This is a genomic window from Streptomyces sp. NPDC001231 (genome assembly GCF_042896885.1).
Taxonomy (GTDB): domain Bacteria; phylum Actinomycetota; class Actinomycetes; order Streptomycetales; family Streptomycetaceae; genus Streptomyces.
The window spans coordinates 36,283-61,659 of the sequence record NZ_JBIAXS010000019.1; the positions used below are offsets into that span (position 1 = coordinate 36,283).

A 25,377-nucleotide genomic window follows, 5' to 3' on the forward strand; every position below is an offset into this window, starting at 1 on the left:
CGATGATGTCTCCACGGACACCGACAGGTTCCCGGCGCCGTCTCGGTTCGATACGGCTCTCACTGGTCCTCCTGGCCCTGGTCCCCACCGTCGCGCTCGCCGCCATGTGGGGTGTGACCACGACCCAGATGTTCTCCGAGGGCCTCCGGCTGCGCTCACAGACAGCGCTGAGCAGGTCGACCGGCGCCATGGGCACCGACGCGGCGCTCGCCCTCCAGCAGGAGCGCGGTCTGTCGGCGGCGTGGCTGGCGTCCCCGCACGGCTCCCGGACCGCTCTGGACGCGCAGCGCGTGACCACGGACAAGGCGGTCGCCGAGCTGGTCGGCCAGGCCGACTCGATCAGGCAGGCGCCCGCCCGCATCAAGAACCGGATGTACTCGGTCGTCGCGTCGGTGGGCAGCCTGGAGTACTACCGGGGCCAGGTGGACAAACCGACGGACATCACCGGTGAACAGGCCCTGGACCAGTACACCGCGATCATCGACGACCAGATCCATGCCTTCCAGGAGCTCTCACAGGTCGACGACGGCGACCTCACCTCCCAGTCCGGTCCGCTCGTGGCGCTGGAGCACGCCGCGGAGCTGGTCTCCCAGGAGGACGCGCAGCTCACCCTGGCGTGGTCGTCCGGACACATGGACCAGGAGGCGTGGGACAGGTTCGCCCAACTGGTCCACACCCGCCGCTGGCTCGTAGAGGACCAGATCGTCCCCTCGCTTCAGGGCAGCACGAAGACGCAGACCGAACGGATCCTGCAGTCGGCACAGTGGCGGACGCTGGAAGCCGTCGAGGACCAGGTGCTCTCGGCCCGGGGCAAGGCCACCGGCGCGCGCGGGATCGCGCTGCCTGACGCGCGCGCGAGATGGGGCGCCGCGATCGACAAGCTGTCCGTCCAGTACTCGGCGCTGATCCGGCAGCAGACGGTCGCCCTGCTCGATCGCAGTGCCGACCGAGCGCACGGGCTGCTGCTGAAGTCCGCCGTCCTGAGCGCGGCCGGCCTGGCCGCCCTGGTCCTGTGCGTCGGCATGTCCTGGCGGATCACCCGGTCCCTGTCCCGGCGGCTGCTGGGGCTGAGGATCGCCACGCTCCGTCTGGCGGAGGAGCGGCTGCCCGACGTGGTGGCCCGGCTGGAGCGGGGCGAGAAGGTGGACGTGGACTCCGCGACGCCGCCGCTGGACTACGGCACCGACGAACTCGGCCAGGTCGCCCAGGCCTTCAACACCGCGCAGCGCACGGCCGTGCACACCGCGGTCGAACTCGCCGACACCCGGCGCGGTTTCCAGAAGGTGATCCTCGGGATCGCCCGGCAGAGCCAGAACCTGATCAACCTTCAGCTCAGCAAGCTCGACGTGCTGGAACGGCGGCACCAGGACCCGGAGGTCCTCCAGGGTCTGTACGAACTGGACTCCACGGCAAGCCAGTTGCGCCGCTACGAGGAGAACCTCGTCATCATCAGCGGCGAGCAGCCCCGGCGCAGCTGGACCGAACCGGTCGCGCTGATCGACATCCTGCGCGGCGCCGTCGGCGAGGTCGCCGAGTACCAGAGGGTGGAGGTGCACACCGACGAGGAGGTGTACCTCGCCCCGCCCGCGGTGGCCGACGTCATCCATCTGCTGGCCGAGCTCATCGACAACGCGACCGCGTACTCCGCCGCCCCGAGCCCCGTCGGAGTGCGGGCCGCGATGGTGGCCAAGGGCCTCGTCATCGAGGTCGAGGACCGCGGCCTCGGTATGTCCGAGGAGGACTACGCCCAGCTCAACGCCCAGTTGGCCGTGTCCCCGCAGTTCGATGTGGTGGCGCTCGCCGACGACCTGCGGCTCGGCATGTTCGTGATCGCCCGCCTGGCCACCCGGCACGGCATCACCGTGACCCTGCGCTCCTCGCCCTACGGCGGGACCACCGCGATCGTGCTCGTTCCGCACGACATCGTGGTGCACGAGGCCGCCGGCTCCCCGCAGACGCAGCCGCAGGCGTCCGAGCCCGTGCGGGTGCCCGGGCCGGGGCGTCCGGAACGGGCCGGGGAGGGCCCCGTCCCCGCCGTCAACGCCCGGCGGAGGAAGCCGTCCGCGGGGCAGAACGCCTCCCGCGCGGGTGACAGCGGACACGGGGCGGAAGGGACACGTGAGCCGGGGCTCTCCCCGCTGCCGCGCCGGGTGCCGCAGACCAGTCTGGCCGCCGAGCTGCGTGGAGAGGCCGTGCCCGTCGTGGAGGACGACCCCCTCGACGGCTTCACCGCCGAACGCGCCGCCTCCTCGCTGGCCGGCTTCCAGCGCGGCACACGCGAGGCGCGGCACGACGACACCCAGGAACGGGCCGACGCCCCGGAGGAGGCCGCCGCACCGGACGGCGCCACACCGGACAGCGCCGCACCGGACGGCGTCGCACAGGACGACTCCGCACAGGACGGCGCCAGACCGGACGCCTCCGATGCGCGCGTTCCCGCCGCAGGCACCGCCACCCCCAAGGCCTCGACCGTGTTCGAGCAAGGGGGACATCCACCCTCGACTTCGCCCGCCGACCGCACATGAAGGACAGCCATATGACACGCCCCACCCCCGCCACGCACACCCAGCTCGACCAGCTGCTGACCGGTCTCGTGGAACGGGTCGCCGACGTCAACCACGCCGTCGTGCTCTCCGAGGACGGACTGGTCGTCAGCAAGTCCACCGGATTCCCGCGTGACGACGCCGAGCGGCTGGCGGCGACCGCGTCCGGCCTGATGAGCCTCAGCAAGGGCGTCAGCATGGACTTCGGTGGCGGCCCGGTGCGGCAGGCGCTCATCGAACTGGCCCACACCTATCTGATTCTCACCTCGGCCGGACCGGGCGCCCATCTCGTCGTTCTCACCGGCCCGGGCGCCGACGTCGGTGTGGTGGCGTACCAGATGAACATGCTGGTGAAGAAGATCGGCGAGCACCTGAGTGCGGCCCCGCGTCCGGGTGCCGACGCGTCCGGCAACGGCGAGTGAGGTGAACGGAGGCGACGCGGCGGGCCGGCTCGTTCGGCCGTTCACCCTGACCGGTGGACGGACCCGTCCCAGCCGCGCCGACTTCACCCTCATCACGATGGTGACGGCAGTGGATCCGCCGCCCGAGCGGGCCGTCCGGCTCCAGCCCGAACACGCACGGATCCTGAAGCGGTGCGCGGAGCCGATCACCGTGGCAGAGCTCGCCGCCCATCTCGATCTTCCGGTGAGCGTGGTGGTGATCATGCTCTGCGATCTGCTGGAGGCCGGACGGATCACCGTCAACCGGCCGTCCCCGGTCTCCCGCACCCCGGACCTGGACCTTCTGCAGAAAGTGAGGGACGGCCTTGGCCGGCTCTGACACCACCGCTCGGTCGTCATCAGCCCCCGACACAGCGAAGATCCTGATCGCCGGGGGTTTCGGGGTCGGCAAGACCACCATGGTCGGGTCGGTCAGCGAGATCGCCCCGCTGCGCACCGAGGAACCGCTGACCGCCGCGGGCCTGGACGTCGACGACCTCGACGGCATCGAGCACAAGCAAGCCACCACCGTGGCCCTGGACTTCGGCCGGATCACGGTCAGCTCGGATCTCGTGCTGTATCTGTTCGGCACACCCGGTCAGCAGCGGTTCTGGTTCATGTGGAACGACCTGGCCGTGGGCGCGCTCGGCGCCGTCGTCCTGATCGACGTCCGCCGGCCGGAGACCAGCTTCGCCGCCATCGACTTCTTCGAGAACCGGGGCATCCCCTTCGTCGTCGGCGTCAACGGCTTCCATGGACGGCACCCCTACCCGCCGGACGAGATCCGGGAGTCCCTGGCCCTGCCCGAACACGCCCAGGTACTGCTGTGCGACGCGCGTGACCGCGAGTCGTGCCGGGACGTTCTGATCGCCCTGGTCGACCAGTTGATCGCCTCGGCCACCCAGGCGGACGCGGCCCGGCCTCGCCCACTCCGGGGCCGCTGAGGTCCGGCGAGGCGGAGCGGCGGGCGACCGCGGCCACGACCACGTAACGCCCCCTGATCTTCAGGAGTTCTCCAGGCACTGGCGACCGAGACACGGGTCACTTTGGCATACAGGCACTGGACGACATACCGACCAGTCGGCATGATGGTCGGTCACGTGATGTCGTCTCGTCTCCCAGGAGCCATGATGAGCCCCGACCACCCGCCCGGACTCGATCTCGACCGGCTGCGCGGACTGCTCGACCGGGAGCGGCCAGGTCTGGTGCGGGGCCCGCTGACCGGCCGGCTGATCGAAGGCGGACGGTCGAACCTCACGTACGCGGTCTCGGACGGCGCCTCGCAGTGGGTCGTGCGGCGCCCCCCACTGGGCCACGTCCTGGCCACCGCGCACGACATGGGACGCGAGCACCGGGTGATCAGCGCCCTGCACCCGACGGAGGTGCCGGTGCCGCGCCCGGTGCTGCTGTGCGAGGACGAGGACGTGCTCGGGGCGCCGTTCTACGTGATGGAGTTCGTCGAGGGCACCCCGTACCGCACCGCGGACCAGCTCGCCCCGCTCGGCGGGGAGCGCACTCGGAACGCGGTGCTGTCGCTGGTGGACACCCTCGTCGAGCTGCACGCGGTGGATCCGGCCGAAGTGGGCCTCGAGGACTTCGGCCGCCCCGAGGGCTTCCTGGACCGGCAGCTGCGGCGCTGGGGCAAGCAGCTGGCGGCCTCCCGCAACCGCGAACTGGCCGGCGTCGACGAGCTGCACTCGGCGCTCGGGCGCGCGCTGCCCGTCTCCCCCGCCCCGGCCGTCGTGCACGGCGACTACCGCCTCGACAACGTGCTGCTCGGCCCGGACGACCGGATCACGGCGGTCCTCGACTGGGAGATGTCCACGCTCGGCGACCCGCTGACCGACCTGGGCCTGCTGGTGATGTACAGCACGCCGCTGGGCATGCCCGACTCACCGGTGTCCACCACCGCCGAGGCTCCGGGACACCCGTCCGCGGCGGAGCTGGTCGAGCGGTACGCCGCGCGCTCGGGGCGGGACGTCTCGGCCGTGTCCTGGTACACGGCGTTCGCCTGGTTCAAGCTCGCCGTGATCCTGGAGGGCATCCACTACCGGTACACGCTCGGCCAGACGGTCGGGCGGGGCTTCGACCGCATCGGCGACCTCGTCCCCGTCTTCGTCGACCATGGACTGACGACTCTTCAGGAAGGCTGACCGGACATGGACTTCGCGTTCGACGCGCGCACCGAGGAGCTGCGTGCCAGGCTCCTGGCCTTCATGGACGAGTACGTGTACCCGGCCGAAGCGGTGGCCGAGGAGCAGCGGGCCGCGCTGTCCTCCCCGTGGGACACCCCGGCGGTGGTGGAGGAGCTGAAGGCGGAGGCGCGCAGGCAGGGCCTGTGGAACCTCTTCCTGCCGGACGCCGAGTACGGCGCCGGGCTGACCAACCTCCAGTACGCCCCGCTCGCCGAGATCACCGGCCGCTCCCCGCACCTGGCACCCACCGCGCTGAACTGCGCGGCGCCCGACACGGGCAACATGGAGGTGCTCGCGCAGTTCGGCGACGAGTGGCAGAAGAAGCAGTGGCTCCAGCCGCTGCTCGCGGGCGAGATCCGTTCGGCGTTCGCCATGACCGAGCCGGAAGTGGCCTCCTCCGACGCCACCAACGTCACCACCCGCATCGAGCGCGCCTCCGACGGTTCCGACGAGTACGTCGTCACCGGGCGCAAGTGGTACATCTCCGGGGCGATGAACCCGGACTGCAAGATCTTCATCGTGATGGGCAAGACCGACCCGGACGGCCCGGACATCCGACGCCAGCAGTCCATGGTGCTCGTGCCGCGCGACACGCCCGGCGTCACCGTCCGGCGCGCGATGCGGGTCTTCGGGTACGAGGACCACTCCCACGGCGGCCACGCCGAGGTGGTCTTCGACCACGCGCGCGTGCCCGCCTCCCACCTGATCGGCGAGGAGGGGAGCGGCTTCGCCATCGCCCAGGCCCGGCTCGGACCGGGGCGCATCCACCACTGCATGCGGCTGATCGGCATGGCCGAGCGGGCGATCGAGCTGATGTGCCGGCGGGCCGTCTCCCGCACCGCCTTCGGCAAGGCGCTGGCCCAGCAGGGCGTGGTCCACAACTGGATCGCGGACGCGCGGGTCACCGTCGAGCAGCTGCGGCTGCTGGTACTGAAGACGGCCTGGCTGATGGACACCGTCGGCAACAAGGGGGCACACACGGAGATCCAGGCCATCAAGATCGCCACACCCCGCGCGGTGGTCGGCATCCTCGACCGGGCGATCCAGCTGCACGGCGCGGGCGGTTTCAGCCAGGACCTCCCGCTCGCCGAGCTGTACGCGGGCGCGCGCACGCTGATGATCGCCGACGGGCCGGACGAAGTCCACCAGCGGTCGCTGGCACGGCGGGAGTTGAAGAAGTACCTGTGACCCGTGGGGTGAGGAACAGCGACTCCTCCTCACCCTGACAACCACGCGGAGAAGGCAACTCCTGGCGCTGTCCACACGAGCGCCAGGAGTTGCTTGTCAGGGATCCAGAGGCGTTCCGGGAACTGTTCCGCACGCGCCCTGCCTGCCGAGCAGTTCCGTCGCCTGGTGCTGCGTGTGTTCTGCTGCCAGTTGAGCCTCCGCGACGACGTCACCACGTTCGCGTATCAGATCGTCGTAGATCAGCAGTTGGATCTGTTCAGTGGGGCTGGGTGTCACAGTCGATCCCTGCGCTTTCAGGGCTCTTCACAATGCAAAGTGTCTTCGGTGACGCTGATGCGCCGATTGTCGTCGAACTCGCGCAAGAACCAGATCTACAAGGCGTTCCGGGAGTCGGGCGCGTGATGCGGACCGTGGCGCTGCTGCGGTTCCTCGCCGACTCGGGGCTGCGGGCACGGGTGACCGCGGCCACCAACAAGGCCGAGGCCTACAACGGGTTCTCCGCCTGGACCCCGGTTCGGCAACCAGGGCGTGATCGCCGAGAACGACCCAGCCGAGCAGGAGAAGTCGGTCAAATGGAACTCGCTGCTGTGCAACCTGATCGTGTTCCACACCGCGATCGACATGATGGAGGTCATCCGGCAGCTGGTTGCCGAGGGGTGGCAGGTGACCGCTGCGGGTCTGGCCCAGCTCTCGCCCTACCTGCCCTCCCACATCCTCCGGTTCGGCGCCTACGCAACCGGCGAACTCCACATCCCGCCGGACGTGTTCGTCCCCGCGCTGGACGAGGTCGACTTTGGCGGCGAACAGCCCGCGGCCGCGTAGCAGGGCACGGTAACGCAGCAGAGGGTGGTTTAGCGCCTCCCCCATGCAGGGCGACACTGGAGGGCCGAGAATCCTCCATCTCTCACGCAGCACGCGTAACCCGCGCAAATGTCCGCGGCCGGGCGCTCGTCCGGGATCGGCGCCGGCTCGATGCTGGCGGCAGCGCGGCTGGACCATCCCGGCGCGCGATGCCGGCGGGGTTGATCGCGAACACGATGGCGGCGATGCTGTGGGCGTGGAGTACGTGTCCAGAGTGCCGCGACCGCCGCTGGACGGGCTGATCGACGACCTTTACTACCTGGAGGGTGCGCCGCCGTACGCCCGGCTGACGCTGCCGCCGATGCCGTCGGCGTTGCTCATCGTCAACCTCGGGGCGCCGTTCCGCATCCGCGCCGGCACCGACATCGAGACGGCCGAGTACGCCGACGGCTGCGTGGTCACCATGCCCACCCGCGCCTTCGAGTTCGGCTATCCGCCGGGGACCCGGTCCGTCGGCGTGCACTTCAAGCCGTGGGGGCTGGCGCCGTTCCTGCCGATGCCCGCGGCCGAGCTGTGTGACCGGCCGGTGACGGTAGAGCAGGTTTGGGGCCGGCCCGCCATTGCTGAGCTGCGAGACCGGCTGGCCACGGCGGACGGACCGCACGAGATGCTGACGCTGCTCGAGGAGGAGCTAATGCGACGGCTGTGCGAGACCGCCGGCCTGGGGCTGGTCCGCCATACGAGCAGCGTCATCGCGGCGACCAGCGGGGCGGTGACGATCGGCGACCTGAGCGTGGCAGCCGGTATCAGCAGCACTCATCTGGCACAGCGGTTCAAGGAGTTCATCGGCGTCACGCCGAAGCGGCTGGCCCGCACCTACCGCTTCACCGCCACCGTGTTCGCGATCAACCCCGCCGGACCGATCGACTGGGGCGACCTCGCCAGTGGCGCAGGCTACTTCGACCAGGCCCACTTCGGCCACGAGTTCCGGGCGTTCACCGGGCTCACGCCGACCCGGTACATCGAAGTCCGGCGGCGGTTCCTGCGCGAACATCCCGGCCACGCGCTGGACGGCTGGCCGCTGCCGGCCGATTGATTTCTTACAAGAGCGACAGCTCACGACACGCTAATTTGGGGCACCCCAAAGCAGAGGAGAGCCCCGTGGGCAAGGTGGTCATGTACAGCTCGGTGTCGGTGGACGGCTTCGTCGCGGACGAGAATGACCAGCCCGGACCGCTGTTCGACTGGTTGTCCAGCGGTGACGTCCCGTTGGACGAGAGCGGCGGGTTGAAGGTGTCGCAGACGTCCTACGACTACACCCGGCCGTACTGGGACCAGATCGGAGTCACGATCGTCGGCCGCCACGTCTTCGACCTGACGGACGGCTGGGACGGGAAGCCGCCGGGCGGGATCGACCACATGGTCGTCGTGTCGCACCGGCCGATGCCCGAGGGCTGGGACCCCGAGGCGCCGTTTCACTTCGTCGACGGCGTCGAGGCAGCCGTGGCCAAGGCGCAGGAGCTTGCGGGTGACCGCATGGTCGAGGTCGCCGCGGGCGACGTCGGTGGCCAGGTGCTTGCCGCGGGCCTGATCGACGAGGTGCGCATGGACGTCGTACCCGTCGTGTTCGGGTCCGGCAAGCGCTACTTCGGGTCGGTCCACGCGCAGCACCTGTTGGAGGATCCTGACGTGGTGATTCAGGGCAACCGGGTGCTTCACCTGCGCTATCGGGTGCGCCGTTGACCGATCTGAGCGGGTACGCGAAGAAGTCCACTGCGAACGGTGACGCAAGATCGGGCCTCCGGCTGCGTTTGCGCATCGCTGTCCCTGGTCGGGCAGCCGACGCCGATCCGCCCCAGCACCTCACCTGCGGCAAGTTCAACTCAAGATCACTGGTTGCCGGTTTCCGTCGTATCTTTGGCCGACCCCCAGGAAGAGCGACTTTTCACCAATGCAGGGTGTAGTCGGGGTCTGAATCCGCCTGTCTCGAGTAGGGATCGGGCGATGTAGTTGGTGAGGTTGCGGAAGCCGAGGGCGGAGCCGCGCAGGTGCTCCAGGCGGCCGTTGATCGCTTCGGTTGGACCGTCGCTGGTGCCGGGCCGGTCGAAGTTGGCCAGTACGTCAGCGGCTCGCTTGCTCAGGGTGCGGCCGAGCTTGGCGATCTCGACCAGCGGCCTGGGGACGCCGGCGCTGAGCGACTCGATCGGCTTGACCATCAGCTCGCGGCCCGCGGCTGGGTCGGGGTGCCGGTAGGCGGCGATCATCCGCTGGTAGATGCCCCAGGTGGCCTCGACCTCGACGTGCTCATCGATGGCGAACAGGGCCGTGAGTCGGGCGGCCTGCTTGTCGGTGAGCAGGTCGGCACCGGTGAGGGTTCGCCGGGCACGGTAGAACGGGTCGTTCCTACGGCCGCGGCGGCCGCGGGTGGTCTGCTGAACGCGGCGGCAGTCGTTGAGGGCGTCGCCGGCCAGGCGCACCACGTGAAAGGGGTCCATCACCGCGACCGCGGCGGGGATCTCCTCAGCGGCGGCGGTCTTGAAGCCGGTGACCCCGTCCATCGCGACGACCTCCACGGCCTCGCGCCACGCCTGGGGACGCTGGGTAAGCCAGGCCTTGAACGCGGCCTTGGAGCGGCCCGGGATCATGTCCAGCAGCCTCGTTGGACCCGTACCGGCGGCACCGGCGTGAGGTCGATGATCACGGTGACGTACTTGTCCCCGCGGCGGGTGTGGCGCTACACGTGCTCATCGACCCCGATGACCTTCACACCGTTCAACCGGCCGGGATCGTTGATCAGCACCCGTCGGCCCTCGGCCAGGACCGCGTCGTTGGCGGTGTTCCACGCGACGCCAAGCCCTTGGGCGACGCGAGCGATGCTCAACTGCTGACACACGATCGCCTCCAGCGCCCAGGCCAGTCCACGACGCGACAGCCTGGCCCGCGGCTCGGCCGCGCAGCTGGTGTCTTGGCGCCACACATGCCCACACCCGGTGCACCGGTACCGGCGGATCGACACCAGCAGGGTGGTCGGTCGCCAGCCCAGGGGCTCGTGCGCCAGCTCCCGCGTGACGGTGTCCCGGGGTCTTCCTGCACACCCGCAGCGTCGGCACCAGCCCTCGGTGCCGTCATCGGCCTCCAGGACCCGGCACGCCAGGACCGCGCGATCGGGCTCCAGACGCTGGCCGACCACGACCAGGCCGAGCTCATCCAGGCGGCAGAACGTGGTCAGGTCAGGGCAGCCGAAGGTAGCGTCAGGCACTTCGAGGTCTTCCAGATGGGCGGCGCAGGAACCTCCATCCTCGGAAGACCTCCACACCTACCCCGGGACCGACGCGCCAGCCACCATCCAACCAGCGACTACACCCTCAACTGTGAAGAGCCGCTTTCAGGCCCGGTTGAGCCGGGCGGCGATTCCGTGTCCGATCAGCAAATACATCACTGCGGGAAGACCATAGTTAAGGACGACACGTAGGCTCTCCGTGTCCATGGTGAAGATATCCTGCGACCACCAGGCCAGCCAGCCCGCTGTTCCCTGCACGAACTTGACGAATACATTCGCCTGGTTCGCGTCGAGCAGGAACAACAGGATCCACAGGACCAGCAGACCTGCCGCGGTGTCGGCGATCGTGCAGACCGTCAGCGCCGCGCGCCGTCCAGCGGCCTGGCGGGGCACGGAGCCGTCCGGGCTTGTGCGCCGGTGGTACGCGGGGTATCCGGAAGCCGGATCTGTGTTGCTCACAAGAAATTCCGATCTGGGGAGGTGTTGTGTTGGCGCGATCGCCCGGAGCATTGAAATTCAGTCCGGGGTGTCGCCCCGCTTCTCTTTTCTTCTGCGTCTTGCCGGCGCGGTCGCGTTACACCTCGATCGCGATGCCGCATCTATGGCCGCCTTTCCGGAACTTACCCAAATGTTCAGGCGCGGCGGAACATTTGAGGATGGCGCGGCAGAAGCTCCGGCACGATCGGGTGCGGGGCTACCCCGGGTGCGGCAGCACGGTCACGCTGTGGCATCCCGGAAGTCGGGCTCGTCTGCGTCACGCGGCAGGCACACCAAGGAGGGCGACGCCGTCCGGCATCGCCCTCAACGCCTTCCGATCACAGGAAGCAGTAGTGCGGGTTGCTCATGTATGCCACGCCATGACTGTACGGGAAACGGCGTTGGCGGCCTACGTCGCCGCGGCCGTCGGCTACCCGCCAGACCGAGGTCGACCTCTCCCGCGCCCTCCTGGCCCGCCTCACGGAGGGCGCCGCGACGATGGCCACGACGCTGGCGGCGATGTCGGAGTGGGGCCGTGCATGGGAGGGCGGGTCGCCTCGAGGGGCCAAGCGGGAGGAGCTGTTGCGGGGCTGGGTGGGCCAGAGCCACCGATCACGACCGGAGCCGGATGACGACCACGGCAGCGGCGACGGTGCCGAGATCGAGGGTCTGGTCAACTTCTTGTGGAGCGGTGACACTCGGGAGGGGTGTTCCCGCCGGCAGCCAAGCACCGGGAGATCCGGCCGGCCGTTCGGCCACGCGGCCTGCCGCACTCTCGCAAGCTGCGTCAGTTCAACTGCCGTCACTGCTCCGGCGGTCGGCACGAGCGAGGCCGGTCAGGTATCTGAGCAGGCCCAGCGTTGCGGCGGCGAGAAGCCCGCCGACGGCTGTCCGGGCGGTGGTTCCCAGGGGGGAGTCCGCCGCCGTCTTCCCCACCACGTAGAGGCTGAGCAGCGCCAGGGCGGTGAAGGAGAGGACGGCCACAAGTGCGTTGGCCAGTCGAGAGCCGGTCATCAAGGTTCCCTCCGGTGCTGCTCACGGGTCTCGAGGCCCTGTCAGGCCTCACCCGTGGGCCTCGGGGAGTTCGGCGTCTGTTTCGCCGGGCGTCGGCGCGCTTCATCGTACATGGATGATTTCGATCGCACTGTTTGAACGCGCCTGGCTGCCGTGCCTGCCGGCCAAGCGCGCGACAGGTACTGGGCAACCACACGTGATCAGAAAGCAGAACCCGAGTCGTGGCCCGCGCCCAGCCGCAGTCGCGTGGCTTCCCAGGCGACCGCAGGTCAGAGTTGGGGCTCCCGGGCCACCCAGCCCCGTTCGTACGCGTGCCAGCCCAGTTGGAGCCGGGTCGACACTCCGGTCAGTTCCATCAGGCCCTTGACCCGCCGCTGCACGGTCCGCAGCCCCAGATCCAGCTGCTTCGCCACGCTCGCGTCCGTCAGCCCGGCCAGCAGCAGCGACAGGACCTCCAGGTCCATGGCATCCGGCCCGTTGGACTCCTCCTCCGGCCGACCGCTCCCGCCGAGCCGGATCGGCATCGCCTCCCGCCACACCGCCTCGAACAGACCCATCAGCGACTCCAGCAGTCCGGACGCGTGGACGACCAGGGCCGCGGGCTCCGCGCCCCGGCCGGTCAGAGGCACCATCGCCAGGGCCCCGTCGGCGACGACCAGCTTGGTGGGCACCCGGTCGACGACCCGGCACTGCTCGTCACGGCTCAGCGCCGCCGACAACTCCATGATCCCGGACGGCAGTGAGAGCACCTCGCGCTCCACCACCACCCGGTACGACACCCCGCGCGTGGCGGCCCGCTCCTCGGCCTCGTTCTCCATACCGCTCACCGCGACCGGCTTCCCGGTGACCAGGGCGCACACCTCGCTCGTCGCCCCCAGTTGCAACTGGAAGAAGCGGTGCGCCACCGCGCTCGCACCCGTCACCACCTCGACCAGGTCGTGCACGGCGGAATCGGTCGCCTCCGCCCGGTACTCCTCGGCGAGCATCGCCGCCGCCAGTTCGGCCTGCTCCAGTTCATGGCGCTGCTGGGTCAGCAGGGCCCCCAGTGCCACCGCGGGCAGCGCCGCCACCCAGCGGTCGACGCGGGACGAGGACTGGGCGGCCAGACCGGTCTGTTCCAGCCGGCGCAGGGCCCGTTCGGTGTCCGGCTCGGGGAGCGCCAGCCGGTGGGCGAGGTCGGAGACCTCCGCGGCGCCCACCGCCACGAGGGCGCGGTACACCGACTCCTGTATCTCGTCGAGACCTATGGCTCCCAGCATCCTCGCTCCCTCCGGAAGTCCTGACTCCGCACATCGTCACTGTCCTCGGGCTTCCGGCCGCGGCGAAAAACGGCCACGGCGTAAACCCGCCGTGGTCATCATCCCTGTATCGCCAGTCCCTCTGCCAATGTGACGCCACGGCGGTACCGACAACTTCCGGAATGCCGCTGTTGGTTCAGAGTTAACCGGTTTTACTTAGGGAGAGCGATGCATCCGATATCGCGCACGGCGCTGGGGGCGGCCACCGCCGCCGTCCTGGCCGTCACCGCGATCACACCGTCCGCGGCTGCGCCGCAGGACGACCCGGCCGCGAAGAGACCACTGACCGGCAGCACGACCGCTGCCAAGGCAGGCACGCCGGTCACCGTCACCCTGGTCACCGGCGACAAGGTCCTGGTACGCACGGACGGTTCGGGAGCCGCGTCGGTCACCGCACTGCCCCGCGAGGACGGCTCCGTGCCCCTCCTGCAGACCCGGCAGTCCGGCAAGGACCTCTACGTCTACCCCGACACCGCCGCTCGGGCGCTGGCCGCGGACAAGGTCGACGAGGAACTCTTCAACGTCACGGGACTCATCCGGCAGGGCTACGACGACGCGCACACCACCGCGCTGCCGCTGATCGCCGTCTACGGCGACGCCGCGGGCCGCACCGCGCCCGCCACGCCGCGCGGCGCGAAGCGCGGCCCCCAGCTGGACGCCATCGACGGCGTCGCGCTGAAGACGGACAAGGCGAAGACCGCCGACTTCTGGGCGGACGTCACCAACACCCGTTCCCGTTCCGCCTCCGGTCTGAAGAAGATCTGGCTCGACCGCAAGGTCCAGGCCACCCTCGACCGGTCCACCAAGCAGATCGGCGCCGACCTCGCCTGGGCCGCCGGGTACACGGGCAAGGGCACCAAGGTCGCCGTCCTCGACACCGGCGCCGACGCGGAGCACCCCGACCTCAAGGGCCGGATCACCGCCTCGGAGAACTTCACCGACTCCAGCAGCACCGACGACCGGCAGGGCCACGGCACCCACACCATCTCCACCGTCGGCGGCTCCGGTGCCGCGAGCGACGGCAAGAAGAAGGGTGTCGCCCCCGACGCCGACCTGCTCAACGGCAAGGTCCTCAACGACGGTGGCTACGGCGCCGAATCCTGGATCATCGCCGGAATGCAGTGGGCCGTCGACCAGAAGGCCGACGTCGTCTCCATGAGCCTCGGCAGCCCGGAGCCGACCGACTGCACCGACCCGATGAGCGTCGCCGCCGAGAGACTCGCCCAGAGCAAGGACACGCTGTTCGTCGTCGCGGCAGGCAACTCGGGCCCGACGCTCAACACCGTCTCCTCGCCCGGCTGCGCCCCGAGCGTGCTCACCGTCGGCGCCGTCGACCGCGACGACTCCACCGCCTGGTTCTCCAGCCTCGGGCCCGTGGTCGGCGCGCACACCCTCAAGCCGGAGATCGCCGCCCCCGGCGTCGGCATCTCCGCCGCGGCCGCGGGCGGCCGGGGTCTCTACGCCTACCAGTCGATGTCCGGTACGTCGATGGCCACCCCGCATGTGGCGGGAGCCGCCGCCCTCGTGAAGCAGCGTCACCCGGACTGGACCGCCCAGCAGGTCAAGACCGCTCTGGTGTCGTCCGCGAAGAGCGACATCCCCGGCGATGTGCGCGAGACCGGCGCCGGCCGTCTCGACGTGAAGGCCGCCATCGACACCACGGTCGTCGGCGCCCCCGCCGTCCAGGCCGGCACCTTCGCTTGGCCGCAGAACAACAGTGACCGCGCCTCCGTCGACCTCCCGTACACCAACTCCGGCACCAAGCCGGTGAAGTTGTCGCTGAAGGTCCAGGGCGTCACCGGCAACGACGGCTCCGAGGTCCGCTCCCCCGTCGCCGCGCTCGACGCGAACAGCGTCACCGTCCCGGCCGGGGCCACCGTGAAGGTCCCGCTGCGCATCGACCCGGCCGCGAACCTGAAGGCCGCCCAGTACGGCGACGTCACCGGGCGCGTACTCGCCACCGGGCCCGACGGTGTGAAGGTCTCCACCCCGTTCTCCCTGTACGTCGAGCCGGAGACCGTCACCCTGCGCGTCAAGCTGATCGACCGCACCGGCAAGCCCGCCACGGGCTCCTCCTCGCTCGACGTCATCGGCACCGATGCCTCCAGCGGTGAGCGCCGCTACAACGACGGCGCCGCCGAGCAGGTCTACCAGGTGCGCCCCGGCGCGTACTTCGTCTCCGGCTTCGTCATCACGCAGGACGCCACGGACGCCACGGGCCGCATGACCGAGTCCGTCGGCTACCTCGCCCGGCCCCAGGTCGACGTCGCCAAGGACACCACCCTGGTGCTCGACGCCCGCAAGGCGCACCGGCTCCAGGTGGAGACCGCGGACCGCGCCTCCGAGAGTCGCTCCACGACCCTGTCCTTCGGCCGTACCTGGGACGGAACCTGGCTGCACTCCGGCTCCATCACCGGCAACCGGAGCGTCCGGACCTACCTGGCGGACGTGCAGGGCAAGGCGCGCGACGGCGACTTCGAGTTCGCCAGCTTCTGGCGCACGTACGCCCCGCAGATCGAACAGCTGTCGGTCGTCGGCGGTGCCGAACTGCACCCGAGGGCGGCGAGCACCGGTTCCGTCAACCTCGACGGAACGGGCGAGGCCCCGCTGGTCGACGCGGGTACCGGCACGCCCGATGAGCTGAAGGCCGCGGGCGTCGCCGGGAAGATCGCGCTGGTCGAGGCCGGCGACGACGGCTACCTGTACAACCTGGCACGTGACGCGAAGGCCGCGGGCGCGAAGGCGATCATCGCCCACCGCCGCGCTGCGGGCCCCTGGCAGCCGTCGATGGGCTTCGGCCAGGCGCCGGTGCCCTCACTCGGCATCGAGACGGACGAGGCCGCTCAGCTGAAGGCCGCCCTGGCCAAGGCCCCGGTGACGCTGCGCTGGAAGGCCACCGCCGTCAGCCCGTTCGTCTACAACCTCGCCTTCCCCGAGACCGGCCCGGTCACCTCGGACCGCACCTACCAGGTCCGGGACAAGAAGCTCGGCACGGTCACCGCGACCTACGAGGCGATGGGCGCCGCGGCGGACTACGTCGACACGATGATCATGGGGCGCCCGTACGGCGGGGTGTTCTCCGCCGCCAGCGACTCCGTCGCCGTCCCCGGCAAGCGCACCGAGTACTACTCGGCGGGCGACACCGCCTGGACCCGCTACCTCTCCTCCAGCTTCCCCTGGGGCGAGCTCATGGCCGACCAGGCGCGCACGTACACCGAGGGCTCGAAGCGGGCGGAGAACTGGTACCGGGGCATCCCGGCCCCGGCCGCCCCTCGTGACGCCGACGGCAAGCTCCAGCTGGCCGCCGAACGGCAGGACAACATGATCGGCGTGGCACCCGCCTTCTGGGGCGACACCGAACACATGGGCATCCAGGGCTCCTTCGGGGACATCGGCGGCATGAAGCTCACCAGCGGCGGCAAGGTGATCGGCGAGACGGGATGGCCGTCCGGGGTGTTCACCGTCCCGGCCGAGGACGCCGCATACGAACTCACCATGGAGACCATGAAGTTCGGGCAGCCCGCCGCAGTGTGGAAGCGGTCCACCCACACCCAGACCGTCTGGAAGTTCCGCTCGCACCGGGACGAGAACGCCTACTCCCAGGGCATTCCGCTGCTCTTCCCGAACTACGACCTGGACACGGATGGGCTCAAGTCCCTTCCGGCGAAGGACGGTCAGACGATCGGCCTGAGCGTCACCGGACACGCGGGCTACACGCCCGGCGAGTTGATCGCCGCAAAGGTCTCGTATTCGTACGACGGCGGTGCTACCTGGACCGAGGGCACCACCTCGCAGAGCGGTGGCCGCTGGACCGCGACCGTGAACCACGCTGGCGCGGCCGGCAAGCCGGTCACGCTGAAGACCGAACTGACGGACTCCAACGGCAACTCCGTCATCCAGACCGTGACCGACGCGTACGCCGTGCGCTGATCACGATCACATCCTGACCGGTCCGCCGGACGGCTTTCCCGTGGGGGGTGAGTCCGTCCGGCGGGCCTTTTTCATGGCCGGGTCCATGGACGCGGGGATGCTGCCTCGCACTTCCCGGTATTGCGAGGGCGTGGCAGACGGTGGCCGGCCGACGAGGAACCGGCACAACATGCCCTGGTCGGCCTCGGTGACGCCATCGGTTGGAGCGGATCGCGCCCAGCTGATGCGGTTCAGTCGATGCAGCCGGTCAGACGCTCGTAGGTGTGGTGGGCGTCCGACAGGAACTCCTCGGCACCGGCTGCTCCCTCACAGCAGACGATCTGCCAGGCGTGACCATGTCCCAGCCGTCGCAGCAGGGCCTCCAAAGCTGCGTCGTCGCAGTGCCAGGCCTGTAGTCCCGGCAGGTCCGTGATCTCCTCGAAGCGCGGGTCGCGGGCTGTCACGCAGACGACCTCGTCGACGGGCTGTCCGTCCACGCCGGCGTGGAGCAGGGCGACCGGCCGGGCCCGTACGGCGCCCGGCAGCGCCGGTTCTTCCATCAGGACCAGCACGTCGGCCGGTTCTCCGTTCGGGGCCAGGCTGTCGCCGACAAACCCCCCTCCGACCGGAAACCCGTCGAGCACAGGGTGGGCCCACTGCGAGGGTGCCGGCTCCGGCTCGCGGTGTGGTGCGACTCGGGAGCCCACAGTCGCCTCCACCTGCACGGTGACCTCCATCATGGCGACCTCCAGTCCTTGTGGATCAGGTACGAGGTAGAGGCCATCAGCGGTGCACGTCCGCGATCGAAGGCGAGCCTCATCGCCTTCCACCATGGTGGACGCGGGCCTGGATCCCGTCAAAGGGACTGTCCTTGGACCGCCTGAGGAATCTTGAACCACAGGGCCGCGCGACTGGCCGTGCGCACCACCTGCGAGGCGGCCGGCCGGCCGTACCCGAACCTCCGTCCGCCGACGACGCCGGTGGGCCGGTGCTCACGCAGGGCGATGCCTCGGAGGCCGACAGCCACGAGCCCGGGAGCCCGGGCTCCGGACCGATGGCCGGCCCGGTTGCGTCCAGTTCCGTCGCGGTGTGCCGGAAGGGAAAGCCGCCGCCGTCGCAAGGCGCGAGCCACTGCGCCACCGGGCTGGTGACCTCCGTACTGACCGGAGAACCGTCCGCAAGCCCAGACCCGCTGAAGTACGCCGTCCGGCGCAGCTCCGGCCGACGGCTCGACCGGTTCGGCGCCGCCGGCCTCGGCGCCCGCGTCGACGAACTCACCGCCGAGAACCAGCGCCGCCAGAACGCGCTGGAGCAGGCCCAGGCCCGCGACGGGGAACCGGCCGGCCGGCTCCGAGAAGCCCGGTAGGACCTTGTCGGCGCCCTGACCAGCATCCGGGGATGATCACCAAATCGGGTGGTCACCTGCGTGGTCCGGCGTTCCTTCAGCAGGCACTGCCTCATGCTGAGCAGACCGCGAGACAAGATCACGGAAAGGGTTCGGCCCATGACCACGACGGTGCAGGACATCATCACCACCAAGCTGGAGCGTCAATTCGACAGCATCGACGCCAACCACGACGGCTATCTCGACTGGTCGGACTACCAGAAGCTCGCGGACCGCTACGTCCAGGCCTACCGGCTCGACAAGGACGACCGCCGGGCCAGGGCACTCCAGATCTTCTGCCAGATCTACTGGCTGGAGCTGCTGCGTCACGCGGGTGTGGAGGGGGACCGGCTCACGAAGGACCAGTTCGTCATGGCCAACCGTCTCGCGGTCATCGACACCAGCCGCCTCAACGTGACCGAGGGCGGCGGCCATGCGATCTTCGACGTCATCGACGTCAACGGCGACAACGAGATCAGCAAGGACGAGTTCGCCCGCTTCCTGAGGGACGTGTGGAAGAGCGACGCGCCCGACGCGATGGACAGCTTCACCAAGCTGGACGTCGACGGGGACGGCGCGATCTCGCGCTACGAATTCATCCGCGCGGTGCGCGAGCACTTCCTCTCGAACGACCCGGACGCACCCGGCAGCTTGTTCTTCGGGCACGTCTGACCCACTCGGCTTCCAGGCGATCAGTCACCGCCCCGGAGCCTCCCACGGCCGCCCCTGGCGTCTGGTCCCGGCGGGCGGCCGTCGCCATGTGCACTTCCTCCGGTCGAGTCGTCGTAGGCACGGGTCTCCGCGGGCATCACCTGCATGTGGCACGCGGCCCACCCGCGCTGTTCCGGACAGCCGCGGCTGCGCCACGGTGATGAGCGGGCTGCGCGGCGCCCATGCCATTCCGGGTTGTGAACAAGGTGAGGTAGGTGAGGTGCCCATGGCCACCCTCGACATCCGCGACCTGCACTGTTCGGTCCACACCGACGCCGGGCCCCGCGAGATCCTTCATGGGGTCGACCTGGCCGTACGGCAGGGCGAGACCCACGCCATCATGGGCCCGAACGGCTCCGGCAAGACCACCCTCGCCTACGCGCTCGCCGGGCACCCGAAATATCTGGTCACCTCCGGCAGCGTCACCCTGGACGGCGAGGACGTGCTCGCGATGAAGGTCGACGAGCGGGCGCGGGCCGGGATTTTCCTCGCCATGCAGTACCCCGTCGAGGTTCCCGGCGTATCCATGTCCAACTTCCTGCGCTCCGCCGCCACCGCTGTCCGTGGTGAGGCCCCCAGGCTGCGCACCTGGCTCAAGGAGGTGCGCGAGGCGATGGAACGCCTCCAGATCGATCCCGCCTTCGCCGAGCGCAACGTCAACGAGGGCTTCTCCGGGGGGGAGAAGAAGCGCCACGAGATCCTCCAGCTCGAACTGCTCAAGCCGAAGATCGCGATCCTGGACGAGACCGACTCCGGTCTGGACGTCGACGCCCTGCGCGTCGTCGCCGAGGGCGTCAACCGCGTCCGCGCCACGGGACAGGTCGCCACCCTGCTGATCACGCACTACACGCGCATCCTGCGCTACGTCCGCCCCGACCGCGTCCACGTCTTCGCCGACGGTCACATCGCCGACTCCGGAGGCCCCGAACTCGCCGACCGGCTGGAGGACGAAGGCTATGAGGCATACGTGAAGGGCACGGCGCGAGGCTGAACGCCCCATCCCGCTCGCGCGCCCGGTCCCGCTCCCGTTCCCGTTCCCGGCGGGGTCCGGCCTCAGGGCCGTTCAGGCCCCCGGAGACCCTTCGCATACCCGTGTCACATCGGCGGTCCTGGGAAGTGGCGCGGGATCCCGCCGGCCCCGAGGCCGCCGCGAGGGCGCTTGCCCTCGCCGACAAAGCCGTGTGACCGCGGCAGTGGCCCCGGCAGGGGCATGTCCCGGCGACCCAGCGCATGGCATCGGCGGTCCGGGCGCAGGGCCGTGCCGGCCAACCACTGGAAGTCTGCGCAGACCGCTCGTACGGTGAACAGGAGACGGACGGTGGAAGGGCCCACCGCCGACCGTGGCACACGTCGCCGCCGACGGTCCCTGCCGACAGGTAGGGAGCCGTGGAATGACGGCACCCACCACCCGAACCAGGGGCGCTTCGCCGCCCGCCGAGCCGCCGGACGGGTCCGTCGTTGTGATCAACGGCCCGCGCATCGTCTGCCGCTCCGACCTGCCTCGGCCAACCGCGAGGGGCGCCCCGGTCGCCCTGCTCGGGCTTCCGGCCGGCAGACGCCGCACCGACGTCCGCGAGGTCCACGCCGTGCGCGGCGCCTCCTCGGTCACCGGCGCAAGGCGATCGGCACAAGGAGGCGGAAATGCCCGACCGGCTGGTGGTCCACGGGGCGCGGGAGCACAACCTGCGCGACATCGACCTCGACCTGCCCCGCGACAGCCTGATCGTCTTCACCGGCCTGTCCGGCTCCGGCAAGTCCAGCCTGGCCTTCGACACGATCTTCGCGGAGGGGCAGCGGCGCTACGTCGAGTCCCTGTCCGCGTACGCGCGCCAGTTCCTCGGCCAACTCGACCGGCCGGACGTGGACTTCATCGAAGGCCTGTCCCCGGCGGTGTCGATCGACCAGAAGACCACCACCCGCAACCCGCGCTCCACGGTAGGTACGATCACCGAGGTCTACGACCACCTGAGGTTGTTGTACGCCCGTGCGGGCGTCCCGCACTGTCCCGCCTGCGGCGCGCGCGTCGACCGGCAGACCCCGCAGCAGATCGTCGACCAGGTCCTCGCCCTGCCCGTCGGCACCCGCTTCCAGGTTCTCGCCCCTTTGGTGCGCGGCCGCAAGGGCGAGTACCACGAACTGTTCAGCGACCTTCGCGGCCAGGGCTTCTCGCGGGTGCGGGTCGACGGCGTGGTGCACCGGCTCACCGAGACGCCGGCCCTGACGAAGCAGCGCCGGCACCGCATCGAGGGCGTGGTCGACCGGCTGGCCGTCAAGCCGGGCGTCGCACGCCGCCTCACCGATTCGGTGGCAACCGGCCTACGGCTGGCCGAGGGGCAGGTGATCGTCGAGTTCCTCGACGAGCCGGAGGGGTCAGCGGTCCGGGAACGGATCTTCAGCGAGTATCTGGCCTGTCCCAACGGTCATCCGCTGACGGTGACGGAGCTGGAGCCGCGGACGTTCTCGTTCAACTCGCCCTACGGGGCCTGCCCGCGCTGCACCGGACTGGGCGTACGCACCGAGGTCGACCAGGACCTGGTGGTGCCGGACGACACGCTGTCCCTGGCCGACGGGGTGATCGCACCGTGGGCGGGCCGGCAGACCGAATACTTCCAACGGCTGCTGGAGGCCGTGGCCGTCGCCTGCGACCTGCCGCTGGACAGGCCATGGCGACGGCTGTCGGCCGGGCAGCGCACGGTGGTGCTGTACGGCACGGACGAGCCGGTCCACATCAGCTACCACAACCGGTTCGGCCGGGAGCGCAGCTACTGGACGCGGTACGAGGGTGTGATCCCGTTCCTGGAGCGCCGCGTCGCCGAAACCGACTCGGACCCGGCCTACGGCCGCCAGCGGTACGAGGGCTACCTGCGGGAGGCCCCCTGCCCCGCCTGCCGGGGCACCCGGCTCAAGCCGGAGATCCTCGCCGTCACCCTCGAACACCGCGAACTGGGCGAACGGTCCATCGCCCAGGTGGCGGCCCTGTCCGTCCGGGAATGCGCGGAGTTCCTGGCCGGACTCGTGCTGGACCGTCGCCGGCGCCTGATCGTCGGCCGGGTCCTGAAGGAACTTCAGGCGCGATTGGGCTTCCTGCTCTCCGTCGGCCTGGACTACCTGGCGCTGGACCGGGCCGCGGCCACCCTGTCGGGCGGGGAGGCACAGCGCACCCGGCTGGCCACACAGATCGGCTCCGGCCTGACGGGGATGCTGTACGTGCTGGACGAGCCGACCATCGGGCTCCACGCACGCGACCACCAGCGCCTGCTGGACACCCTGCTGAGACTGCGCGACCTGGACAACACATTGATCGTCGTCGAGCACGACGAGGACACGATCCGGGCCGCCGACTGGATCGTCGACCTCGGCCCCGGTGCCGGCGAGCACGGAGGCCGCGTCGTCCACAGCGGCCCGCTCCCCCAACTCCTCGCGGACGAAGGGTCCCTGACCGGGGCCTACCTGTCCGGGCACAGGCAGATCCGCGTTCCCCCGGTACGCCGCCCGGCCTCGCCCGACCGGCTGCTGACGGTGGTCGGCGCCCGGGAGCACAACCTGTGCGGCATCGACGTATCCTTCCCGCTCGGCTGCCTGATCGCGGTCACCGGCGTGTCCGGCTCCGGCAAGTCCACGCTCGTGAACGGCATCCTCCATCCGGCCCTCGCCCGTCGTCTGCACGGCGGCCGCACGGTACCGGGACATCACCGCAGGCTGCTCGGCGCCGATCTGGTGGACGCCGTCGTACACGTCGACCAGTCACCGATCGGCCGCACCCCGCGCTCCAACCCGGCCACCTACACCGGTGTGTGGGACCCCATCCGCAAGCTGTTCGCCGCCACCACCGAGGCGAAGGTCCGCGGCTGGCAGGCCGGACGGTTCTCCTTCAACGTCAAGGGCGGCCGCTGCGAGGCGTGCGCGGGTGAGGGCACCCTCCGCATCGAGATGAACTTCCTGCCCGACGTGTACGTCCCCTGCGAGGTCTGTCACGGCACCCGCTACAACCGTGAAACCCTCGAGGTGCGCTACAAGGGCAGGAACGTCGCCGAAGTGCTGGACATGCCGATCGAGCAGGCCGCCGAGTTCTTCCACCCCAGTACCTCGATCCACCGGCACCTGCGCACCCTGGTCGACGTGGGCCTCGGCTACGTACGCCTCGGCCAGCCCGCTCCGACCCTGTCGGGCGGCGAGGCCCAACGCGTCAAGCTCGCCGCCGAACTGCACAAGCGGTTCACCGGCCACACGCTGTACATCCTCGACGAGCCCACCACAGGCCTGCATGTCCACGACATCGCCAAGCTCCTCGATGTGCTCGGCCACCTGGTCGACAAGGGCAACACGGCGGTCGTCATCGAACACAACCTGGACGTGATCAAGACCGCGGACTGGGTCATCGACCTCGGTCCCGAAGGGGGCATGGCCGGCGGACGGGTCGTCACCGAGGGCACCCCCGAACACGTGGTCACCGTGGAGCACAGCCACACCGGCCGCGCGCTGCGCCAAGTGCTTCCGCCTCAGCAGCCTGTACGGCAGCAGACGGGCAGGCCGCGATCGGCCACGGCAGGCGTCCGGCAGTAGGCGGTGCTCCGGCACACCATAAAGGTGAGCGACGAGGCTCACCCTCGACCGCACGTCCCGTGCTGATGGCCTCCGGGAACACCAGCCGCCGCCCGGCGGCCCGGCTACGGAGGCATCGGGGATGTACGTGTGTCGGCATCCTGGAGCAGGAGCCACGGCTCGACGACACCACCACCGTCGCTGCCGGGCCTCGGTGCGGCGGCGCAGTCACCCGACCTTCCGTATCGACGACGTGGGCTTTCGCATCGCGCAGTCACCGCTGCCTCGGCCCTGACAGCTCGTTCTGAAGTGGTCGGTCAGGACCCCTGAGCGACTCCGCCGGGGCCGTGGCCGTTGCCCGGAGGGCCTACGCGGATCGTGCGGAAGTAGTCGTAGGACACGTGGGCGGTGCGGACCGGGTCGGGCTGCTGGTCCCTCTCGATGATGTAGTGATGATGGGGCAGTTGCCGCAGGTTGGCGAAGATGTCCGCGAAGTCGATCTCGCCCTCTCCCAGGTCGGTCTCGATGTTGTTCCACGGTGCGCCGTCCTTGACGTGCAGCATCGGGAACCGCTTCTCGTACGACCTGAGGTAGGGCGCCGGGTCCGCGCCTGCCCGCAGGATCCAGTAGAGGTCCATCTCGAACCAGACCAGATCCGGGTCGGTCTCCTCCAGCCACACGTCGAAGAGAGTCTGGCCGGTCTGCGGATCCGCGTGGAACTCGTTGTCGTGCAGGTGGGCATACCAGCGCAGTCCCCGGGCCCGGGCCGCCTCGCCCCACTGGTTCATCTCCCGCGCCATCGCGCGGTAGCCCTGGGCGGTCTGCGCGCCGTCCATGTAGGAGACGCCGACGTACTCCTGTCCGAGCGCCAACGCGTTGTCGAAGGTCTGCTGCGCGCGGGCGCCCCGGAAGTCGCCGGGGTTGTGGTGACTGCCGATCACCCGCAGTCCGTTCGCATCGGCGATCCTGCGGAACTGCTCGGCGGTGCGACCACCGTAGGTGTAGGCGGGCTCGATCTCGGCGTAGCCCGCGTCGGCGATCATCTCGAGTGTGCCCTCGGGATCGACGGCGAGCATGTCGCGCACCGAGTAGAGCTGGAGACCGATGCGGCCTGCCGGAACTCGCCTGCCCGCTCCGGGGGACGGAGCCGCCTGTGCCGACCAGGCCTGCGATCCGACGGCCAGAACGGCGGCGGAGACCGCTGCTCCACGGAGGAATTGACGGCGACCGTGTGACTTTCCTTGAGCGGAGTTCATCTTTGTCCCTCTCTCAGCGAAAGTTGAGAGGATGCTATGAACACAACAACCGCTTGCACAAGGTCTTTGGCATCGCTCACTCATAAGTCGTGGCCGGACATGGATCCGGACCAGCACCGCAAGGCGCAGCGCCTCTGCCTGGTAGCGCCGAGCCCGTCGGGGATCGGGAGCCTTCCGGGTCTTCGATGTCTCCATCAAACCTGGGGCGCTTCCGTGTACGAGGCCCAACGGGACGCGGAAAACTCCTTGGCGAACGACTCCGCCTGGGCCGAGATCCGGCGCTACCAGACGTTGAAGCGGGCGGCGGTGTCATTGAGTTGAAACCGTGACTGCACAGGT

Annotated in this window: 19 protein-coding genes, 4 pseudogenes and 1 riboswitch; of the genes and pseudogenes, 17 read left to right on the plus strand and 6 right to left on the minus strand. The window is 69.8% G+C overall.

The annotated features are described in order from the left end of the window. Window positions 1-5: 5 nt before the first annotated feature. From ACFY3J_RS22905 to ACFY3J_RS22955, 11 genes and pseudogenes are all read left to right on the plus strand, one after another. Complete coding sequence (locus ACFY3J_RS22905) at window positions 6-2,525, plus strand: nitrate- and nitrite sensing domain-containing protein (RefSeq protein WP_390841685.1); 2,520 nt, start codon at window positions 6-8, stop codon at window positions 2,523-2,525. Window positions 2,526-2,536: 11 nt separating this feature from the next. Next, entirely contained in the window at window positions 2,537-2,965 is a 429-nt protein-coding gene (locus ACFY3J_RS22910) for a roadblock/LC7 domain-containing protein (protein ID WP_225078843.1), read from the plus strand. Window position 2,966: 1 nt separating this feature from the next. Beyond that, a complete protein-coding gene (locus tag ACFY3J_RS22915; protein ID WP_141365118.1) occupies window positions 2,967-3,323 on the plus strand; it encodes a DUF742 domain-containing protein in 357 nt (118 codons plus the stop codon). After that, complete coding sequence (locus ACFY3J_RS22920; RefSeq protein ID WP_390841651.1) at window positions 3,310-3,927, plus strand: ATP/GTP-binding protein; 618 nt, start codon at window positions 3,310-3,312, stop codon at window positions 3,925-3,927. Before ACFY3J_RS22915 ends, ACFY3J_RS22920 begins: the two co-directional genes overlap by 14 nt. A gap of 186 nt (window positions 3,928-4,113) precedes the next feature. Continuing rightward, window positions 4,114-5,136 carry a phosphotransferase family protein gene (locus ACFY3J_RS22925; protein ID WP_390841652.1) on the plus strand — a complete coding sequence of 341 codons (1,023 nt, stop codon included), beginning with the start codon at window positions 4,114-4,116 and terminating at the stop codon, window positions 5,134-5,136. 6 nt (window positions 5,137-5,142) lie between these two features. After that, window positions 5,143-6,366 (plus strand): acyl-CoA dehydrogenase family protein, encoded by a 1,224-nt coding sequence (locus ACFY3J_RS22930; protein ID WP_384183901.1) that lies wholly within the window; start codon window positions 5,143-5,145, stop codon window positions 6,364-6,366. 165 nt (window positions 6,367-6,531) lie between these two features. Continuing rightward, window positions 6,532-6,768: a hypothetical protein gene (locus ACFY3J_RS22935; RefSeq protein ID WP_384183904.1), complete on the plus strand. Its 237-nt coding sequence runs from the start codon at window positions 6,532-6,534 to the stop codon at window positions 6,766-6,768. Then, a pseudogene (locus ACFY3J_RS22940) lies at window positions 6,768-6,818 on the plus strand (hypothetical protein); the annotation flags it as partial. The gene ACFY3J_RS22935 and the pseudogene ACFY3J_RS22940, both read left to right, overlap by 1 nt. Window positions 6,819-6,891: 73 nt before the next feature. Then, window positions 6,892-7,188 (plus strand): annotated as a pseudogene (locus tag ACFY3J_RS22945) (Tn3 family transposase); the annotation flags it as partial. Between the two features lie 43 nt (window positions 7,189-7,231). Then, window positions 7,232-8,263: a helix-turn-helix domain-containing protein gene (locus ACFY3J_RS22950; protein WP_384183907.1), complete on the plus strand. Its 1,032-nt coding sequence runs from the start codon at window positions 7,232-7,234 to the stop codon at window positions 8,261-8,263. Window positions 8,264-8,328: 65 nt separating this feature from the next. Beyond that, complete coding sequence (locus tag ACFY3J_RS22955) at window positions 8,329-8,910, plus strand: dihydrofolate reductase family protein (protein WP_384183910.1); 582 nt, start codon at window positions 8,329-8,331, stop codon at window positions 8,908-8,910. 146 nt (window positions 8,911-9,056) lie between these two features. Here ACFY3J_RS22955 and ACFY3J_RS22960 read toward each other — a convergent pair. The 4 genes and pseudogenes from ACFY3J_RS22960 to ACFY3J_RS22975 all read right to left on the minus strand — a co-directional run bounded on the left by ACFY3J_RS22960 (window position 9,057) and on the right by ACFY3J_RS22975 (window position 13,197). Beyond that, window positions 9,057-10,426: pseudogene (locus ACFY3J_RS22960) on the minus strand (ISL3 family transposase). 126 nt (window positions 10,427-10,552) lie between these two features. Next, entirely contained in the window at window positions 10,553-10,906 is a 354-nt protein-coding gene (locus ACFY3J_RS22965; RefSeq protein WP_384183912.1) for a hypothetical protein, read from the minus strand. 810 nt (window positions 10,907-11,716) lie between these two features. Then, window positions 11,717-11,938 carry a hypothetical protein gene (locus ACFY3J_RS22970; protein ID WP_384183914.1) on the minus strand — a complete coding sequence of 74 codons (222 nt, stop codon included), beginning with the start codon at window positions 11,936-11,938 and terminating at the stop codon, window positions 11,717-11,719. A 269-nt stretch (window positions 11,939-12,207) separates the two neighbouring features. Further along, the gene (locus ACFY3J_RS22975) at window positions 12,208-13,197 is read right to left on the minus strand and encodes a helix-turn-helix domain-containing protein (RefSeq protein ID WP_384183916.1); all 990 of its coding nucleotides are present in this window, start codon (window positions 13,195-13,197) and stop codon (window positions 12,208-12,210) included. 207 nt (window positions 13,198-13,404) lie between these two features. On the opposite strand from ACFY3J_RS22975, the gene ACFY3J_RS22980 reads away from it, so the two are divergent. Continuing rightward, window positions 13,405-17,166 carry a S8 family serine peptidase gene (locus tag ACFY3J_RS22980; RefSeq protein ID WP_390841653.1) on the plus strand — a complete coding sequence of 1,254 codons (3,762 nt, stop codon included), beginning with the start codon at window positions 13,405-13,407 and terminating at the stop codon, window positions 17,164-17,166. Between the two features lie 230 nt (window positions 17,167-17,396). On the opposite strand, the gene ACFY3J_RS22985 is transcribed toward ACFY3J_RS22980, so the two are convergent. Next, on the minus strand, window positions 17,397-17,885 hold the full coding sequence (locus tag ACFY3J_RS22985) for an inorganic diphosphatase (protein WP_384183921.1): 489 nt from the start codon (window positions 17,883-17,885) through the stop codon (window positions 17,397-17,399). Window positions 17,886-17,912: 27 nt separating this feature from the next. Next, window positions 17,913-17,978, minus strand: a riboswitch (Fluoride riboswitch). 314 nt (window positions 17,979-18,292) lie between these two features. Here ACFY3J_RS22985 and ACFY3J_RS22990 point away from each other — a divergent pair. The 5 genes and pseudogenes from ACFY3J_RS22990 to ACFY3J_RS23010 all read left to right on the plus strand — a co-directional run. Further along, window positions 18,293-18,511, plus strand: a complete 219-nt coding sequence (locus ACFY3J_RS22990; RefSeq protein WP_384183924.1) for a hypothetical protein — start codon at window positions 18,293-18,295, stop codon at window positions 18,509-18,511. 138 nt (window positions 18,512-18,649) lie between these two features. After that, on the plus strand, window positions 18,650-19,201 hold the full coding sequence (locus tag ACFY3J_RS22995; RefSeq protein WP_384183926.1) for an EF-hand domain-containing protein: 552 nt from the start codon (window positions 18,650-18,652) through the stop codon (window positions 19,199-19,201). A gap of 265 nt (window positions 19,202-19,466) precedes the next feature. Next, window positions 19,467-20,231: a Fe-S cluster assembly ATPase SufC gene (sufC, locus tag ACFY3J_RS23000; protein WP_384183928.1), complete on the plus strand. Its 765-nt coding sequence runs from the start codon at window positions 19,467-19,469 to the stop codon at window positions 20,229-20,231. A 650-nt stretch (window positions 20,232-20,881) separates the two neighbouring features. Beyond that, the gene (gene uvrA, locus ACFY3J_RS23005; protein ID WP_390841654.1) at window positions 20,882-23,803 is read left to right on the plus strand and encodes an excinuclease ABC subunit UvrA; all 2,922 of its coding nucleotides are present in this window, start codon (window positions 20,882-20,884) and stop codon (window positions 23,801-23,803) included. Window positions 23,804-23,975: 172 nt separating this feature from the next. Further along, window positions 23,976-24,077 (plus strand): annotated as a pseudogene (locus ACFY3J_RS23010) (formylglycine-generating enzyme family protein); the annotation flags it as partial. A gap of 22 nt (window positions 24,078-24,099) precedes the next feature. Here the strand turns inward: ACFY3J_RS23010 and ACFY3J_RS23015 are convergent. Further along, window positions 24,100-25,038, minus strand: a complete 939-nt coding sequence (locus ACFY3J_RS23015; RefSeq protein WP_384183934.1) for a sugar phosphate isomerase/epimerase family protein — start codon at window positions 25,036-25,038, stop codon at window positions 24,100-24,102. Between the last annotated feature and the right edge of the window lie 339 nt (window positions 25,039-25,377).